The following is a 17,020-nucleotide window of genomic DNA, read 5'->3' as shown; positions in this document are numbered from 1 at the left end:
AACATTTGCATGCATAACCTAGCCTTTCCCCCAAGGGATACCCAAGCGTAGTGGTTATAGAACTGCCGACATAGAGGTGCCCACACTCTCCATAACGCAGTTTCAACGCCTCTGCACCGCCGACATGGCCCTACAGCTCAGCCTTGACCGGCTATTTCTTTTTCTTGGCGGAGCCTTTTTTGGCCGGCTTGCTCTCGGCAGCAGGGGCCGGTTCTGGGGCAGGTTCTTCAGGAGGAGCGGGTGGAGTCTCTTCCACTTTGGGGGCCTCTGCCGGCTTGAGACCGGCTTGAGCGGCAACCTCAGCAGCAAAATCCACTTCTTCTTTCTCGATCCCCTCTCCCAGGACAAAGCGCACAAACCGCCGCACCCGAATGTTTTCCCCCAGTTTGGCAATGTGCTGCTTGACCAATTCCTCCACCGTGATCGAGGAATCTTTAATAAAGGGTTGATCCAACAGGGATAACTCTTTCAGGCGCTTTTCGATGCGACCTTGCACGATCTTCTCGCGTATGTTCTCCGGCTTATTGGCCAGATCTTCTTTGCCCATTTCAATGGCTTTTTCCCGCTCCACCACTTCGGCAGGGATCTGGTCAACGCTGACGTATTCTACGTTTTGGCAGGCGGCAATCTGCTTGGCGATGTCTTGCACCAGTTTCTTAAAATCTTCGTTGCGGGCCACGAAGTCCGTCTCGCAGTTCACTTCCACCAACACCCCAATTCGATTGCCGAAGTGGATGTAGCTGTCAACTGCCCCCTCTGCCGCGACGCGACTGGCCTTTTTGGCTGCCCCTGCCAACCCTTTCTGTCGCAGCCAGGTGATGGCTTTCTCCATATCGCCACCGGAATCTTCCAGGGCTTTTTTGCAGTCCATCATGCCTGCGCCCGTCTTTTCGCGCAGCTCTTTGACCAGTTTGGCATCAATGCTCATGAGGGCTCCTCGAATGAAAGAACGGGAAGAATGTGGCGGGATATGAGTGAGAATGAGCGGGCTTCGGTAGAATTGTAAACCTAGATTTCAAGAATACACGCCTCTGGATAGGGAACAGGCAGGGAAGTGCCCGGATTGCACGGGATCCCTGCCCTCGGTCTAGCCTTCCTCGGCTTCTCCTTCTTCTTCGTCCTCCATATCCTCCAGCATGTCGTCGTCCAGATCCATGGCCCCTTCGTAGTCGTACTCATCCTCTTCAACGGTGTCGAGCTGCCCATGCCGCCCTTCGTAGATGGCATCCGCCAACTTGCCTACAATCAGCTTAATCGCTCGAATGGCATCGTCGTTAGAGGGAATGAAGATATCGCTGAGATCGGGGTCGCAGTTGGTGTCCAGGAGTGAGATGATCGGGATGTTAAGCCTGATACATTCTTGAACGGCGTTGGCCTCCCGCCGCTGATCGACGATGATCACCGCATCGGGGAGCTTGCGCATGGTTTTAATGCCGCCCAAGTACTTTTCCAGCCTGGCCAACTCTCGCCGCAGACGGCTGGCCTCTTGTTTGGGCAGGCGATCCAGAAGACCACTGCTCTCCATCTCCTCAATTTCTTTGAGGCGGTCGATGCGGGTTTTGATGGTGGCCCAGTTGGTGAGCATGCCCCCCAACCAGCGCTGGTTGACGTAGTAGCTGCCACAGCGACGAGCCTCTTGAGCGATGATCCCGGCAGCTTGCCGTTTGGTGCCCACAAACAGGAAGCGCCAACCCCTGTCAGCAGCATCCCGCACATACTCGTAGGCTTCGTTCAGATAGCGGGCCGTCTGCACCAAATCGATAATGTGGATGCCGTTCCGCTCGGTAAAGATGTAGGGCCGCATTTTCGGGTTCCAGCGGCTGGCCTTGTGGCCGAAGTGAACCCCTGCCTCCAACAGTTGAGGCAAACTGACTACGCTCATGAGTTTTTCCTCTCCTACGGGTTAGCCTCCGCCCGAACGGATCCCAGTTACGGCCTTCCCGCCGGTTACCTGCACAGAGCGCTCTACCCCCATTGGCAAGGAACTCAGGAGCTGTTGCAGCAAACCGCGAAAGGGCTGTAAGGACACCCGGTGGTTCAGGCGTGCGATTTCTTAACGGCTTAACTAAGCTAGCATGTTTTCCACGGGATCCCGCAGCTTGGGGTTAACTCTGGCCGCGATCCGATGCTAGACTAGCTAGGCACTTCATGGGCTTCTACCCATAAGTGCGCCGGGGCGTAGCGCAGCTTGGTAGCGCACCACTTTGGGGTAGTGGGGGTCGTGGGTTCAAATCCCGCCGCTCCGATACTGAGTAATCAGGGGAGGGCTTGAGCCGGACAAAGCCCACTATGCCGGAAACTTTGAGGTACTTTGGCTCCGCTGTCAATCCCTTGCCATTGGCTCCGTTGATCGGCAGCCTTAAGAATCAGGTCACAAGCTTGGCCGGACAATATGGGATCCCGGTTTTACGGTGCTGGATCCCGATGCGGAGCCGACCTTGAACAACATGGGGTTTCGACGGATCTGGAGCGCTTAATCACGGCCCAGGATCCAGGCAATAAGGGGGGGATCCCTATGCTCAAGATAGTACCGAACGGCTGAGGTCAGGTCTAGCTCCAAGTCGCGGTTTTGGATGTCGGTGATCATTCTGTACATCAGCTCCAGGTGAATGCGATCCTCTTTGGTGAGCAGCTTATACTTGCCATTAGGGCTGTTGTTGAGGGCAGCCAAGGCCTCTTTGGTGGCGGTAGCCTTTTTGGAAGGAGGCTTAAGGCGGGCATCCCGTAGCAAAAGAAACTGAAGCTCAGGGTGAGCAATCACCAATTGGTTGAAGTTCTTGAGCTGTCCACACATGCTGCCGGGATCCACTTGGATAAAGGCGATCACCCGCTTCTGGTCGGAGAAATAGAGGTGATCTGGAAGTTTGCATTGGCCCAGTCTCAGGGTGCTCATGGGGAGGGGATGGATCCCTTGCAGGGCATTGACGATGGTGCGCAATTTGCCGATATCGGCTGTGCTGTCTATAATCGCCTCTTGGGGATAGCTGGCACGAAGCTGGGCCTCGGTATCACGGAGGTAGGGTTCCAAGACTTCGGCAAGATCCTCAGAGAGGCTGGGTGGCTGGAGAGGCGGAGCTACAGCAACAAGACTCTGGGCAGGAAGAAGGGGGATGAGCAGTTGTTTGAGGGTTTGCAGCTCAGTTTCGAGCCGCTGGACACGGGCGGCTAGATTGCTGGCAGTGGGTACAACTTGCACCTGGGGAGGGAGAGGGATCCCGTTGATGTAGTGGCGATAGTAGGCTGAGGCCCGGTTGAGAATGGCGCGGATGGAGGGTTGGCTGAGGATATCGCTGAGGTCATCGGCGGTAAAGAGAGCTTGGAGGTGGATCCCTGAAGGCAGGCGGCTCTGGAGAAGGGCTTGAAGCTGGGGAAGAGAGGGGAGATCTAGGGAGAGGACGGTTTGGGAGAGGCGATCGACGGTAGCCCGGTCAAATTGGGTTTGGAAATGTTGCCAACGATCAGGAAACAAATTAAGGACAAACAGACTGTTGGGAATACGGGTAAAAAGCTCTTTTAGAGCATCGCCAAAGTTGAGAAGGATATCTCGATTTTCCTCTCGGCCCAGAGCCTCCAATTGGTCGAAGACAATGATCAGGGGCTGGTCGAGCAGCGAAAGCCTGCCGATGACTTTCATCCCTTCTAGGGCAAAGGTGTTGCGATCCAGATCTGCACTCCAAGGGGGCAACCCAATCAAGTTGGTTTCTTCAGGATCCAGGTCGGTACCGCTGAGCCAGCGGATGATCTGGTGACGGCGGTTGGGATCCCTGTAACTGCAATATTTGATGATGCCCTTGAGAATGTTTTCGGTGGGGCCGGTGAGAAAGTTTTGCTCTGCCCACCAGCGCAGAACCCGTTTTTCAATGGCTTGCCATTGTTGACGACGACGCTCGGTGCCTTCTGCTCCCAGGCGATGAAAGAGGTTGAGGGGATCCGCCGTGAGAAGGGAGAGAAGCTCTTCAGTTTTTGAGGTTTGGGGGAAGGTTTTCAAGATTTCCACAAAGCTCTTGGCAATCAAGTAGTCGAGCTGGGTGTGGCGATGGGCATCTACCCGTTCGCGCAGGGATTCCAGGGTGTGGCTGTAGATGTGGTGGTAGATGTTGTCGGGATGGGTGGGCTGAGGGATAAACAGGAGACGGTTGTAGCGCAGGAGGTTTTGGGCCACCCGCATGATCAGGTGGGTCTTGCCGGATCCAGGTTCTCCCAGTAAGACAACCCCTCGGCTCTGGTGGTTGGGATCCCGTTGGATGTCCTGTAGGGTGGCAGTGAGCTGCTGGTACTGAGGCTGATAGATGGTGGTCTCGTCGGGATAATGCTGAAAGGGATTGTCAACTCTGCTGTTGGCGAAAGGATTGGGAACATTCTGGGCTTTGAGCTGAGCGTGGGTGAGGTGGCGGTAAAGGTGATAGGTAAAAAGGGCATCGTAGCTGGCGTCGTGGGCCAGTTTGGAGTTGAAATAGCCGCTCTCCAGTTGGATACTAAGATGTTTGCTAAGATACTCTAGACTGTAGCTGGGGAGGTTGGGGAAACATTCCTTGGCAGCTAGCCAAGTGCAAAAAACGGGGTTAGAAAGCCACTCTTGGTTAGCTTGCTCAAAGGCTTGTTTAAGGATTTTTAGGTCTTGCTCTGCGTGGTGGAAAACAAGAGTCTTGCCTTGTGCCAAGCGCCGCAGGTCAGCAACGATTTGGGCCAAAGGTTTGGGCTGGGGGTGGTGGGGCGAGTATTCTTGGGTGTAGGCATGGTAAATAAGCTTGCCGCTGCTGTCGATAAGGGCGATTTCTTTGAGGTTGGGGTTGCCCTCGGTGTCGATAACCAAGTAGCTCATGGAGGGGCGGGATCCCGTGATGCTAATGTGCTCAATATCTCAGTGTAATTCCACCGGATCTCGACCGTCAAACGGGGGGATCCCTGAGCAAGCTAGCTCTGAGATAGGCGCTTCACCTCAGCTCCAGAGAGCAAGCGATGGGCTTCTTGCAACAAAGCCGGGATCCGGTCGCGGTGGGGGCTGTGGATAAGATAAGGTCGCAGGGCTTCGGCATCCACTTTGTCTGCCCGCTGGCCGGGGAGCCAACTGCCGGCATTGCCCAACAGGTTGTAACGGCTCTTGGCATAGTCCACCAAGTCATAGGCCAAGACCAAATTGCGCAGCAGCAGAATGAACGGGATATTCACCTGTCCGGGGGTTTGGTCGTAGCGAGGCAGGCCCTGGTGCCAAGTTTTGGCGTAGTGCTCCCCCACCTTCTCGATCAAAGCTTGCTCTAGGCGGGCCAGGATCGGCGGCAACAGCTCATCAGCCCGATCCAACAGCTCCACCGCCCGCAGGTGCTCATCAAAATCGCTGGGTCGGGCCGCCCCAATGCTGAGGGTGTGAACCTGGGGATGGGACAGACAGAACAGGTCGTTGAAGACCATCGGGCTGAGGGGTTGGCACAACTGCACCAGCTTGGCGGGCGGATCGTAAAGCTTGCCCCCCTTATCCGAGGGACTGATGATGAATACCCCCATATCCTGCTGGGCGGCAGCCTCAATGGCGGGCCAGTTGGTTTGGTTGACAAAGTACCAGTGTAGGTTGACGTAATCAAAGCCCCCTGACTGTATGGCTTCCACAATCAACTCCGTTGGCCCATGGGTGGAGAAGCCGACAAAACGCACCCGTCCCTGCCGTACTAGGCGCTGACACACCTCCAGGCACCCCCCTGGACGCAGGCTGTGTTCCAAGTCTTCCCAGGTGTTCAACCCGTGGATGGCCAGCAGATCCACATAATCGAGGTTCAAGTAGCTCATCGATTGCTCGAACTTGGCCAGGAACTGCTGCGGGTCGGCGCTGGGGCCAATTTTCGTCTGCACAATCAGATCTTGCCGGGGAAAGAGCGGCAAAATGCGGCCCAACTGCATTTCAGAAGTGCCATAGCCGCGGGCAGTTTCGATGTGGTTGATGCCCACCTCCAAGGCCCGGCGAATCGTCGCCTCCAGGTTCTGCTGGCTTGCCGCTGGGATCCCTGACCAAGGAGTATCTTGCCAGCTGTGTTGATAGCGCATGCCACCACAGCTCAGCACGGGCATAGACAGCTCGGTACGCCCAAATCTGCGATACTGCATGGTTTTTCCCCTGGACTAAGCCCCATTTTAGAGTGGCCCCACCGCCGAAGCTTAAACCCCAGGCCGACCGCGTTGCGCAGCAGTCTCCATCAGAAATCAGATCAGTCTGGAGATATGAGGCTGCAGGGGAGCGACTAAGCTAGAGTGTTCTCAAGAGTACGGGGCTGACGGGGCTCGAACCCGCAACTTCCGCCGTGACAGGGCGGTGCTCTAACCAATTGAACTACAGCCCCAATCGCTGCGAATATCTATTCTGGATGTGAATGAGGATTGTTGTCAATCATGGTGGTTAGTTTGGCAGCACAGGCCGCAACCCTTGTGGATACTGCTCCCCAAAACGGGATCCCGACGGCGGCGATGCAACAGGTGGCGGATGTGCTCACTCAGGTGGCCCAACACCTGGATCACCTGCAATACACCACCTTGCGCTACCCCGATGGCGGCTGGCTGACGGTGCGGGTGGTCGAGGATCCTGCTGCTGGCGACTCATCCTCAGAGGGATCCGAGCCGGCAACTCATCTGTGGATCCCGGCCTTCGGCCACCTGGAAGATGCCCACACCACGCTGGCAGAGCTCAAGGATCGAGCGCCGGAGCTGGAGACCGCTTCTTTTGGGGTTTTGGAGCTGTTGTTCTTGGCGTTGGGCCTTTCCCGGGCCGATGGTATTGTCTTTTACGACCAAGCTGGGGATCGGCAACAGGGCAAAACCGTAGCCTGCCGAGCTCTGACGGAACAGGTCAACCGGTCTCTTCGCAGATGGGCTTCCCCACCCCCTTCGATGGCTTGATCTCTTGTTTATAGTCATCTCGATTCAAACCAGGACACTGTGCCCACACTAAGACGTCGGTCGCGTCTTCGCGTCAGCGTTGCGGAGCAATGGCATTGCGGGGCAATAATGCGGAGGGCCAGAAGGCTTTTCTAAGGACTCCGTCCCGCTGGCGCGAGCAGTAGCCCAGACGTCTCATCCTAACCTGAAACAACTATAAAACTATTAAAGTATTAAAGTTAAAGATCGCAACGCAAAATTCCAGATCCGCCAGGTCCGCAATCCGCCCTGCGTCAACTCAAGATGGCCCCCTGTCGGCGGGCAAACTTCCGTAGCTTCTCGTCCATCCGTGCCCCCCGCAGATCTGCTTTGCAAAAGTTGGTAAAGCGCTTGCTCTTTTCTTCTGGGTATCGAGCCAAACGAACCCCACCGCCCATCGACCAGATCACCGAGCTGGCCACCACCAAGGCGATCCCAGCCGCTCCTAACGCATAAACCAAATTGCCCGTGGTCAGGCGGACAAGCAAAAAGGCCAGGATCCCTGAGCCCAGCAGCCCCCCCAAGCCTGTCAGGATCCCTCCCAACGTCTTGGCCGATCCAGACAGTTGGATCAAAACCCGCAGCCAGTAGGGTTGAGGGGTGTTGAAGAGGATGCCGCGCAGATCCGCCCCCTGCAAGTTGGCCCCTGAGAAATCGGCCCCCCGCAGATCGGCCTGGCGCAAATCGTAGCCGGCTAGGTTTTGGTTGGCAAAGGACTTGCCCCGTAGATCGGCCCCCGCCATGGAAGGGATCCGCGGTGGGGTAGCCGGCTTGATCCGTCCGCTGCCTGTGATGCTGCTGGCTCGGCCCAGTTGGGTAAAACCGGTGGTGCTCCCCCACTCAGAGGGGATGGATAGCGGGCTGCTGGCTGTCATTCCCCCTGCAGTGAACTGAGGTAGGGGTGTGGGCGAGAAACCGCCTGAGCGGCGCTTGGCCCAGTAGCCGGAGATCACCGATGTGCTGGGATTGGCAGACAGGGGGGAGTTGGGCAACACAATCGGTGCTTCTTCCACCGGGATCCCTTGCAACGCCCGCAAGACCTCGGTGGCGGTGGCAAAGCGCTGATTGATGGCCGGCTGCAACATGCGGTGCAGAATGGCGTCGAATTCCGGGCTGAGCTGCAGGCAATCCGACCAATCCCACTGTCCCGTTTCATGGTTATAAAACTTGGCCGGAGATTCCAACGTCATCAAGTTGATGCAGGTGGCAGCCAAGGCATAGAGATCGCTAGAGGGACCGACCGCCTGGCCGGCTACTTGCTCTGGGGGAGAAAAGCCCAGCGAGCGAATGGCCGTCGCCTCTTCTGCCGAATCCTGGCCCAGGCCGAGCTGCTTGACGGCCCCAAAGTCGATCAGCACCAATCGACCATCTTCTTTGCGACGAATCAGGTTGGCGGGTTTAATGTCTCGGTGAACCGTGTTTTGGCTGTGGACATAGCTGAGGATCAGCAGCACCTCCTGCATCACCTGCCGGGTTTGTTCTTCGGAAAAGGGCCCATTGCGACGCATTTCTTGGGAGAGGGTGGTGCCCTGGATAAATTCCTGCACCAAGTAGAACTTGCCGCCTTCCTGAAAGTGGGCGTAGAGCTTGGGGATCTGCGAATGTTCGCCCAGGCGCTCCAACACTTGGGCCTCGCGATTGAAGAGCTCCTCCGCCAGCTTGGCCAGTTGCGGGGATCCCTCGACCGGGCGCAACTGCTTGATCACCCGCCAAGGTTTGGAGGGCATGTCCTCATCCCGCGCCAAAAAGGTAGAGCCAAATCCCCCCTGGCCGATGCGCTTGAAGGCCCGGTAGCGATTGCGCAGCAGGAGGGGATGGCCACAAGAGGCACAGGTAGAGGCATCCGCCGGGTTTTCCGGGTGCAAACAGGCAGGGTTAAGGCAGTAGCAAGTGGGCATACCAGTTTGGGGTTACCGGCTGGCGATCCGGACAACCGAGACGGAGCCAAGAAGTCGGCAGGCAAGTTGTGAGAGATACATACAGGTTAGACCAAGAAGAAACAAATCTTGCACAACTGCCTCAGATAGGCTGATCTTAGCGTCTGCCCGCCCTGAGGTTAATCGGACAAATCGCTCAGGTTTTCGGCGGATGGGGTTTGGTGGAACAGAGGAGAACAACAAGGGCTGGACTGCCCTGCAGAGGGAAAACTTAGAATTGATGAATACAGCCATCTTCGCCTGTCATGTTTCCAGCTCTTTCCGGTGCCGCCATTCGGCAAACTTTTCTGGACTTCTACGCCCAGCGGGGCCACCAGGTGTTGCCCAGCGCCTCCTTGGTGCCAGAAGATCCAACGGTGCTGCTGACCATTGCTGGCATGTTGCCCTTTAAGCCCATTTTCCTGGGGCAACGGGATCCGGAGTACCCACGGGTTACAACGGCCCAGAAATGTGTGCGCACCAACGACATCGAGAACGTGGGCCGAACGGCGCGCCACCACACCTTCTTCGAGATGCTGGGCAACTTCAGCTTTGGCGACTACTTCAAAAAGGAGGCCATCGCCTGGGCCTGGGAGCTGGTGACGGAGGTGTTCGGCCTGCCCCCGGAACGGCTGGTGGTGAGCGTCTTTCGCGAAGATGAGGAGGCTTTTGCCCTCTGGCGAGATGAGATAGGGATCCCGGCCCACCGCATCCAGCGCATGGGAGAGGCGGATAATTTCTGGGCTGCCGGCCCCACCGGCCCCTGTGGCCCTTGTTCTGAGATTTACTACGACTTCAAGCCGGAGCTGGGGGATGAGCGGATCGATTTGGAGGATGACTCCCGCTTTCTGGAGATCTACAACCTGGTGTTCATGGAGCTGAACCGGGATAGCGAAGGTCACCTGATGCCGCTGGCCAAGCAAAACATCGACACCGGCCTGGGGTTGGAGCGGTTGGCCCAAGTGTTGCAGGGGGTGCCCAACAACTACGAGACGGACTTGATCTTTCCCATCATTCAAACGGCGGCTGGGATCGCCGGGCTGAACTACTCCAAGGCCGACCCGGAGCAGCAAATCTCCCTGAAGGTGATCGGGGATCACGCGCGGGCAGTGATGCATTTGATTGCCGATGGGGTGCTTCCTTCCAATGTGGATCGGGGCTATGTGCTGCGGCGGCTGATCCGGCGAATGGTGCGCCACGGTCGGTTGCTGGGGATCGGCGAGCCTTTCACCATCCCGGTGATCGAGACCGCGATTCAGTTGGCCGAGGCTGCCTATCCTCAGGTGCGGGAGCGAGAAACCCTGATCAAGACCGAGCTGCAACGGGAGGAAGAGCAATTTCTCAAAACCCTGGAGCGGGGGGAACGGCTACTGCTGGATTTGTTTACTGCTGTCGAATCTTCCCGCCGTGACAGCAGCTCGCCAAAGCAGATCTCCGGCGCCGACGCCTTCAAGCTCTTCGATACCTACGGTTTTCCGCTGGAGCTAACCCAAGAAATTGCCCAGGAACACGGCTTCAGCGTGGATCTGGAGGGCTTTGAACAAGAAATGGAGAAACAGCGGCAGCGGGCCCGCGCCGCCCACCAAACCATCGACCTCACAGCCCAGGGATCCCTGGACGAGTTGGCGGATTTCCTCAGCCAAACGGAGTTTTTGGGATACAGCCAATCTTCCGCCCGCGGCGTGGTCGAGGCCCTGTTGGTCGAGGGAAAATCGGTGCCCCAAGTGGAGGCAGGGCAGGCAGTGCAGGTCGTTTTGGATCGCACGCCCTTCTACGCCGAGTCCGGCGGGCAAATTGGCGACCGGGGCTACCTTTCTGGGGACGGCCTGCTGGTGCGGATTGAAGATGTGCAAAAGCAAGGGGATCTGTTCGTTCACTTTGGCCGTGTGGAACGCGGGATCCTGCGGGTGGGGGATCCCGTCCAAGCCCAAATCGACCTGGCCTGTCGGCGGCGCGCCCAAGCCCACCACACCGCCACCCACCTGCTGCAGGCAGCCCTGAAAAGAATTGTCGATCCCTCGATTGGTCAGGCGGGATCCCTGGTGGCTTTTGACCGGCTGCGCTTTGATTTCACCCTATCCCGGCCAGTCACCCCTGAGGAGCTGGAACAGATCGAGAACTTGGTGAACACCTGGATTGCCGAGGCCCATGCTGCTCAAGTGGCGATCATGCCCCTGGCCGAAGCCAAAGCCAGAGGTGCCGTGGCCATGTTCGGGGAAAAATACGGCGCCGAGGTGCGGGTAATCGACTTTCCGGGGGTGTCGATGGAGCTGTGTGGCGGCACCCACGTCAACAACACCGCCGAGATCGGCCTGTTCAAGATCATCGCCGAGACCGGGGTGGCTGCCGGGATCCGTCGCATCGAGGCCGTGGCCGGGCCGGCTGTACTGGAATACCTGAACGAACGGGACAGGGTGGTGCGGGAGCTGAGCGCCCAATTCAAAGCCAAGCCCCAGGAACTGCCGGAGCGGGTTGCCGCCCTACAGGCGGAGCTGAAAGCTGCCCAGAAGGAACTGGAAGAGGTGCGCAGCCAATTGGCCTTGCTACAGGCCGAAGGTCTGCTGGCCCAGGCGGTTGCCGTCGGAGATCTCAAGGTGCTGGTGGCCGAGCTGGGATCCACCACCCCTGAGGCCCTCAAAACCGCTGCCGAGCATCTGCTCCACAAGCTGGGGGAAGGGGCAGTGGTGCTGGGATCGGTGCCGGAAGCCGGTAAGGTCAGCCTGGTGGCTGCCTTTAGCCCTGCGGTGCAGCAACTTGGCCTGAAGGCGGGATCCTTCGTCGGCGAGATCGCCAAACTGACTGGGGGCGGTGGTGGCGGACGGCCCAACTTGGCCCAAGCTGGGGGCAAACAGCCGGAGAAATTGGCAGAGGCTTTGCAGGTGGCCCGGGAGCGGTTGCAAGCGGAGCTGATCTCGCGCTAGGGGAGCGAAGCCCCTTTGAGCAGCAACAGGCCGTCCATCAGCCACTACAGTCTGTTCAGTTTAGGGTGAGACACTCGGGCTATAGAGAGAAGCCTTCTGGCCGCGTATGGGGTTATGGGTTTAGTGTCCTAGTTTGAATCGAAATGACTATAAATCTTCGGCCAGTGGGGTTTCCGACATGTTTTCCAGGCTCAGTTGCACCTGCCGCTGCAGCGCCTGAATCGCCTGGTATTCCTGCTGGATGCTGGCCTGGTACTGGGCAGCCAGGGCGGTGTTGCCTTCGGAAAAGGCTTGATCCCACAGTTGGGTCCAGTAGCGGTAGCGCTTCTGGCGAATTTCCAGCTCCATGTTGGCAATGGCGGCCCGCACCACCATCCGTGGACGCATCAGGGCTACGCGGGTGTTTTCGTCCAGCCAAAGCAGATGGCTGAGGCGCTCGTTGAGCTGCTCATCTTGGGCACAGAGGGTGCGCAAAGCCGTCAGCAACGTCTCTTCTTGCTCTTCCAGCTCCGGCTGAGCCGAGATCAGCTCCAAGATCCGCTGCCACAGCTCCCGGTGGGGGCGAAAGCTAAATTGCAGCTCTCGCTCCAGCAAAGTTTGGCGAATTTCGCGGCGATACTCGCCAAAATGCAGAAAAATCTGCAAAAGATGGGACTCCGACTGCAAGAGTTTGGATCCCTTATTGAGGGAAGGTTGCTGGGGTTTGGCCCAGCGGTACTGCCGCACGGCTCGGCGCAGGTCTTCTTCCAAGTCTCGACTGAGGCGACCGTTGCCGCGGCTGAGCAATTCTGCCACTTTGTGCAAATACAAAGAGCGCCATTGTCCACCCAAACCGGCCAGCAGTTGCACAAGGGCTTGACGGGCCTGCTGAAAATCGGCGGCCCGGCTCAGATCCCGACCGGCCAGCACCTGTTCAATTCGCCAATCCAGCCACAGGGGGGCCTGCTCGATCAGGGTTTGCAGTTCAGCAACCGCTGGTGTCAGCGGGGCGGAGCCCCTGTGCTCCCGCAAAAATTCGTCGGCATCTTTGCCCTCAGGAAGGGTGAGAATGCGCAGCTCAATTTCTCCGCGCCGCGCTTGTTCTTCAATGGCTTCAATGGCCCGGCTGGCGGCGTTCAAACCGGCCCGATCCGCATCAAAATTGAGAATCAGTCGCTTCGATTGGGTGTAGCGCAGCAGGATCTTCACCTGGTGGGGCGTCAAAGCGGTGCCCATAGCGGCTACGGCATAGGCAACCCCCGCCTGATGCAGGGCGATGACATCGAAATAGCCTTCCACCACCAAGACTTGATCGGCTTTGGCAATGGCATCGCGGGCAAAGTTGAGACCATAGACCACCTGGCTTTTGTTGAAAAGCTCTGTTTCTGGAGAGTTGAGGTACTTGGGCTGTCCTGACTCCCCCAAGGCTCTGCCGGCAAACCCGATCACCCGCCCCTGCACATCGAAAATGGGCAGCATGATCCGGTTGCGAAAGCGGTCGTAGTGGCCGGATCCCTGCTGGCGGGGAACCAGCAATCCAGCCTCTTCTAAAAGTTTGACCGGTTGGCGCTTGTGGTTGACCAAGTATTCGTAGAGAGATTGCCAGCCGGGGGGAGCAAAGCCGATTTGAAATTTTTGCAAAGTTTCTTCGCTCAGGTGGCGGCTGTGCAGGTACTGGCGGGCGGCGGATCCTAGCTGGGAGCGGAGGGCATGCCGATAAAAATCGGCAGCCATGGCCAAAATCTCCAGCAGCTTTTCCCGGTGGGAGAGCTCCCGCTCATCAAGGGATCCCAAGGGCTGCGCCTCGGGATTGCGGGTGGGCAGAGGTATGTGGTATCGCCGCGCCAAGTGGCGCACGGCCTCAGCAAAGGAGAGATGCTCGGTCTGCATGACAAAGCGCAGCACATCTCCCCCTGCCCCGCAGGAGAAGCACTTGTAGATCTGCTTGCTGGGGCTGACCTGAAAACTGGGTTTGTGGTCGTTGTGGAAAGGGCAAAGCCCAACGAAGTTCTTTCCCTGCTTGCGCAGCACCACTTTTTCGGCCACCACTTCCACGAGGTCGGCCTTTTGGCGCACCAACTGAATGAAATCGGGGGGCAGACCGCTCATGGCTTCGGGGGATCCTGACCTTATAGTAGCCGGGGGAAACTCGACAGGCTGTCTTTTGACCTGGCCCAACGGGCTTGGGATAATGGGCGGGCCTTAAAGGCTAGTTTTCGGTCAGTCCCTGAGATGAAAATGCGAATGATCAACCTTTTTATCGGGCTTTTGGTGGCAGTATTTGCCCTCTTTTTAGGCCCGCAAATGGCTTCTGCTGAGCCTGATTTGGCCTTGGGAGCCAAGGTCTTTCAGGCCAAATGTGTGGGTTGTCACTTGAACGGGCGCAACACTTTGGTGGCAGCGAAAAACCTTTCTCTGGCGGCTCTTCATGAGTACCACGTAGACACCCCTGAGCTGATCCAGGCCCAAGTGAGAAACGGCAAAGGGGCCATGCCGGCTTTTGCCAAGATTCTCAAGCCGGAGGAGATCGAGGCGGTGGCGGCCTACGTTTTGGATCGCGCTGAGCACAACTGGAGTAGAGGCTAGTGTCCAAAGAGAGGACTCAAGATCCAGCCCTGCTCCAGGGGAGACCAGTGGAGCGGCTGCCTCACGAGCAGGGATGTGAAGGACAGGGATCCCGCCGCAAAATCTTGTCGGTTGGCGTGGGAGCCCATGGCTTGGTGGCGGTGGGCATTTCCGCCCATGGGGTGGTGGCCATCGGCGTGGTGACCCACGGCATCCTCTCTGTCGGCCTGGTGGCTATGGGAGCGCTCTCCTTCGGGCTGGTGTCGATGGGCTTGGCCAGTGCCGGCCTGGTGTCGATGGGCCTCTCCAGTTGGGGACAGCACAGCATGAGCATAACGGAATCCCACGGATCCCATCACCATCCCTAGGTTTTGACCAACAAACACTGCATTTTTCTCTTTCTCTACAGGTTTGTAAGGAGCATCTGCGAATGTTCAGTCTGCAAAGTTACTTGACCCTGGCCAAGAAATCTCTGCTGGCCCTGGGAATGAGTTGTTTGCCCCTTTCTTCTGCCTGGGCCCATGTCACCGTCCATCCCAAAGAGGCCACGGCGGGCAGCTATGCCAAGCTCACCTTTCGGGTGCCCCATGGCTGCGATGGATCCCCGACCGTGCGCCTGCGGGTGCAGATCCCGGAGGGATTCGTCTCTGTGAAGCCGATGGTGCATCCCCTGTGGAAAATCGAGACGGTCAAAAAGCCGCTGGAGACCCCCTATGAGTCGCATGGGAAGATGATTACCGAAACGGTTGCCGAGGTGATCTGGAGCGGCGGCTCGCTGCCCGATGAGTTCATGGATGAGTTCAGCATCAGCCTCAAGCTGCCGAATCGCCCCGGTGAGGTCATCCCCATCCCAGTGATTCAGGAGTGCGAGCAGGGCATGTACCGCTGGATTCAGGTGGCTCAGCCTGGCGAGGATCCCAACAGTTTGCCGGAGCCGGCTCCGCTGCTGAAGCTGACGGGTGGAGACAGTGGACATGGGCACGGCCACGGGCATGGACATGGGCATGGTCACGGTACCCGCTAAGCGGTCTGCTTAGGAGCATGTTTCATCCCAAAAGGGGTTTTGCTTGGATTTGGTCTGGGATCCTCTGCCTCTTGCTGTGGCTGGCCGGGATCCAGGCCGTTTTTGCCCATGCCAGCTTGCTATCCACCTTCCCGGAGGATGGGGCAGTGTTGCAGGAAGCTCCGGCCCAGGTGCGGCTTGTTTTCAATGAGCCGGTGCAGATCACACAGCTCCAGGTTTTAGACAGCAACGGACGAGCTCTGCCCTTGGAAAATCGGGTGACCAGGGGTGAGGCACCGCAGGGGGATTTGCCGCAGGGGATCCCCGAGGGAGTTTACATCGTCAGTTGGCGGGCCATTTCTGCCGATTCCCATCCGGTGAGTGGATCGTTTGCCTTCCAGGTGGGGGCAGCCGATCCTGGGCAATTGCAGGCGGCGAGGACAGCTCACGCCCAAGGAAGGGATCCCTTGTACTGGCCGCTGGTGGGGGTACGCTGGGGGATCTACTTGGGCAGCCTTTTTGTGGTGGGGGTGCTGGGCTGGTGGCGACTGTTGCGGGGGCAGCGGAGCAGTTTCGCCGATTCCGATCGCGTCAGCGGGGCGGAGCCCTTATCTTGGGCTTTTGCGACAGCTTGGATCACCCTCAGCTTGACCGTGGTGGCCTTCAGTCTGCATTTGGCCCAGCTCTACCCTTACTTTAATGGGCGAGAGCTGCTGCGTGTGATGCTTTCTCCCTACGGTTGGGGTACAGGACTGCGGCTGGTGGGGCTAGGGATCCTGATCTGGGCCTGTGAGGGAGGTGCCGTCTGGGCCAGCGGTATGGGGTCGGTGTTGGTGCTCGGCTCCTTTTTGCCCATTGGCCATGCTCTCACCAGTGAGCATCCGATGGGGACAATGGCGCTGCTGGGGCTGCATCTGGCCGGTTCAGCTTTCTGGTTGGGAGGGTTGTGGGGGCTGGAGCGCCTGCTGGGCAAGGAATCTGCTCCCTACCCATCTGTAGGCATCATCCAACGGTTTTCTGACGTGGCCACCTGGGCGGTACCGGGGCTTATCCTGGCGGGGGTGGGGATGGGTGGGATCCACCGCGGCTGGCACTGGGATCATCCCTACGGCCAGTATCTCTGGGCCAAGCTGCTGCTGGTGCTGATGATGGTGGGGCTGGGCGCCCACAACAAGTTTCGGCTGGTGCCGGGATTACAGCAAGGTGGACAGGCCGCGGGCCGGTCGCTGCGCCGGATCGTCCGCCTGGAGTTGGTGGGGCTGATGCTGGTGCTGGCCTTGACCAGCTTCCTGGTGGCCCAGGCTCCTCCCAGTCATGGAAGGCACGGCATGGGATCCCCCCTGGAATCAGGTTGGCAGACCAGTTGTGAAGAGAGCTTGAACTGGCCGGAAGGCAGCCTGCACCTGAGGATTCTGCCCTGTCGTCCTGGGGAAAATCAAATTCGGGCTGAGGTGAAGGGAGTCCCGGCCCAGGAATTGACCCTTGGGTTTTCCCTGCCAGAACACGGGATCCCCCCTCTACGCCGCACTGTAGCGCCGGATGGGCCTGGCCAATTTGTGGTGGAAAATGTGCCCCTAGCCCTGGCGGGGGAATGGCAGATCGAGGTGAGACTGCTGATCAGCGATTTTGAAGAGCGGCGAGGTCAGATCGCGGTTTCTCTCTGACTGAATTGTTACAGACATTGAAGATCGCGAAAAGAAAAAGCTGAAAAAGACCCTGGATAGGAGCTGTGGGTT

Annotated in this window: 12 protein-coding genes and 2 tRNA genes; 7 read left to right on the top strand and 7 right to left on the bottom strand. The window is 58.2% G+C overall.

Annotated elements, in window-relative coordinates:
* Positions 1-151: 151 nt before the first annotated feature.
* Positions 152-943 (bottom strand): translation elongation factor Ts, encoded by a 792-nt coding sequence (gene tsf / locus ACVWXW_RS08290; protein ID WP_457387299.1) that lies wholly within the window; start codon positions 941-943, stop codon positions 152-154.
* 144 nt (positions 944-1,087) lie between these two features.
* Positions 1,088-1,882: a 30S ribosomal protein S2 gene (gene rpsB / locus ACVWXW_RS08285; protein ID WP_414358039.1), complete on the bottom strand. Its 795-nt coding sequence runs from the start codon at positions 1,880-1,882 to the stop codon at positions 1,088-1,090.
* A 290-nt stretch (positions 1,883-2,172) separates the two neighbouring features.
* On the opposite strand from rpsB, the gene ACVWXW_RS08280 reads away from it, so the two are divergent.
* A tRNA-Pro gene (locus ACVWXW_RS08280) sits at positions 2,173-2,246 on the top strand.
* A gap of 227 nt (positions 2,247-2,473) precedes the next feature.
* Here ACVWXW_RS08280 and ACVWXW_RS08275 read toward each other — a convergent pair.
* The 3 genes from ACVWXW_RS08275 to ACVWXW_RS08265 all read right to left on the bottom strand — a co-directional run bounded on the left by ACVWXW_RS08275 (position 2,474) and on the right by ACVWXW_RS08265 (position 6,329).
* Positions 2,474-4,822, bottom strand: a complete 2,349-nt coding sequence (locus ACVWXW_RS08275) for an exonuclease domain-containing protein (protein ID WP_457403494.1) — start codon at positions 4,820-4,822, stop codon at positions 2,474-2,476.
* Between the two features lie 92 nt (positions 4,823-4,914).
* A complete protein-coding gene (locus ACVWXW_RS08270; protein WP_457403492.1) occupies positions 4,915-6,096 on the bottom strand; it encodes an aldo/keto reductase in 1,182 nt (393 codons plus the stop codon).
* Positions 6,097-6,255: 159 nt separating this feature from the next.
* Positions 6,256-6,329, bottom strand: a tRNA-Asp gene (locus ACVWXW_RS08265).
* 49 nt (positions 6,330-6,378) lie between these two features.
* Here ACVWXW_RS08265 and ACVWXW_RS08260 point away from each other — a divergent pair.
* Entirely contained in the window at positions 6,379-6,882 is a 504-nt protein-coding gene (locus tag ACVWXW_RS08260) for a hypothetical protein (RefSeq protein ID WP_457403491.1), read from the top strand.
* A 272-nt stretch (positions 6,883-7,154) separates the two neighbouring features.
* On the opposite strand, the gene ACVWXW_RS08255 is transcribed toward ACVWXW_RS08260, so the two are convergent.
* Entirely contained in the window at positions 7,155-8,798 is a 1,644-nt protein-coding gene (locus ACVWXW_RS08255; protein WP_457403490.1) for a protein kinase domain-containing protein, read from the bottom strand.
* 284 nt (positions 8,799-9,082) lie between these two features.
* Here ACVWXW_RS08255 and alaS point away from each other — a divergent pair, with 284 nt between their 5' ends.
* Complete coding sequence (gene alaS / locus ACVWXW_RS08250) at positions 9,083-11,737, top strand: alanine--tRNA ligase (RefSeq protein WP_457403489.1); 2,655 nt, start codon at positions 9,083-9,085, stop codon at positions 11,735-11,737.
* 147 nt (positions 11,738-11,884) lie between these two features.
* On the opposite strand, the gene dnaG is transcribed toward alaS, so the two are convergent.
* Positions 11,885-13,825 carry a DNA primase gene (gene dnaG / locus ACVWXW_RS08245; RefSeq protein ID WP_457403488.1) on the bottom strand — a complete coding sequence of 647 codons (1,941 nt, stop codon included), beginning with the start codon at positions 13,823-13,825 and terminating at the stop codon, positions 11,885-11,887.
* Positions 13,826-13,960: 135 nt separating this feature from the next.
* Here dnaG and ACVWXW_RS08240 point away from each other — a divergent pair, with 135 nt between their 5' ends.
* The 4 genes from ACVWXW_RS08240 (at position 13,961) to ACVWXW_RS08225 (ending at position 16,948) form a co-directional block, all read left to right on the top strand.
* Positions 13,961-14,302: a c-type cytochrome gene (locus ACVWXW_RS08240; protein ID WP_011433133.1), complete on the top strand. Its 342-nt coding sequence runs from the start codon at positions 13,961-13,963 to the stop codon at positions 14,300-14,302.
* On the top strand, positions 14,302-14,649 hold the full coding sequence (locus ACVWXW_RS08235) for a hypothetical protein (protein ID WP_457403486.1): 348 nt from the start codon (positions 14,302-14,304) through the stop codon (positions 14,647-14,649). The genes ACVWXW_RS08240 and ACVWXW_RS08235 overlap by 1 nt, the downstream gene beginning before the upstream one ends.
* 62 nt (positions 14,650-14,711) lie before the next feature.
* On the top strand, positions 14,712-15,305 hold the full coding sequence (locus ACVWXW_RS08230) for a YcnI family protein (RefSeq protein ID WP_457403485.1): 594 nt from the start codon (positions 14,712-14,714) through the stop codon (positions 15,303-15,305).
* A gap of 17 nt (positions 15,306-15,322) precedes the next feature.
* The gene (locus tag ACVWXW_RS08225; RefSeq protein WP_457403483.1) at positions 15,323-16,948 is read left to right on the top strand and encodes a copper resistance CopC/CopD family protein; all 1,626 of its coding nucleotides are present in this window, start codon (positions 15,323-15,325) and stop codon (positions 16,946-16,948) included.
* Positions 16,949-17,020: the final 72 nt, after the last annotated feature.

It is taken from the genome of Thermostichus sp. MS-CIW-30 (assembly GCF_054058015.1).
This window is presented reverse-complemented; position numbering and strand designations above follow the sequence as displayed.

Bases quoted from the DNA above. Each gene is read 5' to 3' on its own strand.
- rpsB (WP_414358039.1), bottom strand. From the start codon at position 1,882: ATGAGCGTAGTCAGTTTGCCTCAACTGTTGGAGGCAGGGGTTCACTTC.
- ACVWXW_RS08275 (WP_457403494.1), bottom strand. From the start codon at position 4,822: ATGAGCTACTTGGTTATCGACACCGAGGGCAACCCCAACCTCAAAGAA.
- ACVWXW_RS08270 (WP_457403492.1), bottom strand. From the start codon at position 6,096: ATGCAGTATCGCAGATTTGGGCGTACCGAGCTGTCTATGCCCGTGCTG.
- ACVWXW_RS08260 (WP_457403491.1), top strand. From the start codon at position 6,379: ATGGTGGTTAGTTTGGCAGCACAGGCCGCAACCCTTGTGGATACTGCT.
- ACVWXW_RS08255 (WP_457403490.1), bottom strand. From the start codon at position 8,798: ATGCCCACTTGCTACTGCCTTAACCCTGCCTGTTTGCACCCGGAAAAC.
- alaS (WP_457403489.1), top strand. From the start codon at position 9,083: ATGTTTCCAGCTCTTTCCGGTGCCGCCATTCGGCAAACTTTTCTGGAC.
- dnaG (WP_457403488.1), bottom strand. From the start codon at position 13,825: ATGAGCGGTCTGCCCCCCGATTTCATTCAGTTGGTGCGCCAAAAGGCC.
- ACVWXW_RS08240 (WP_011433133.1), top strand. From the start codon at position 13,961: ATGATCAACCTTTTTATCGGGCTTTTGGTGGCAGTATTTGCCCTCTTT.
- ACVWXW_RS08230 (WP_457403485.1), top strand. From the start codon at position 14,712: ATGTTCAGTCTGCAAAGTTACTTGACCCTGGCCAAGAAATCTCTGCTG.
- ACVWXW_RS08225 (WP_457403483.1), top strand. From the start codon at position 15,323: ATGTTTCATCCCAAAAGGGGTTTTGCTTGGATTTGGTCTGGGATCCTC.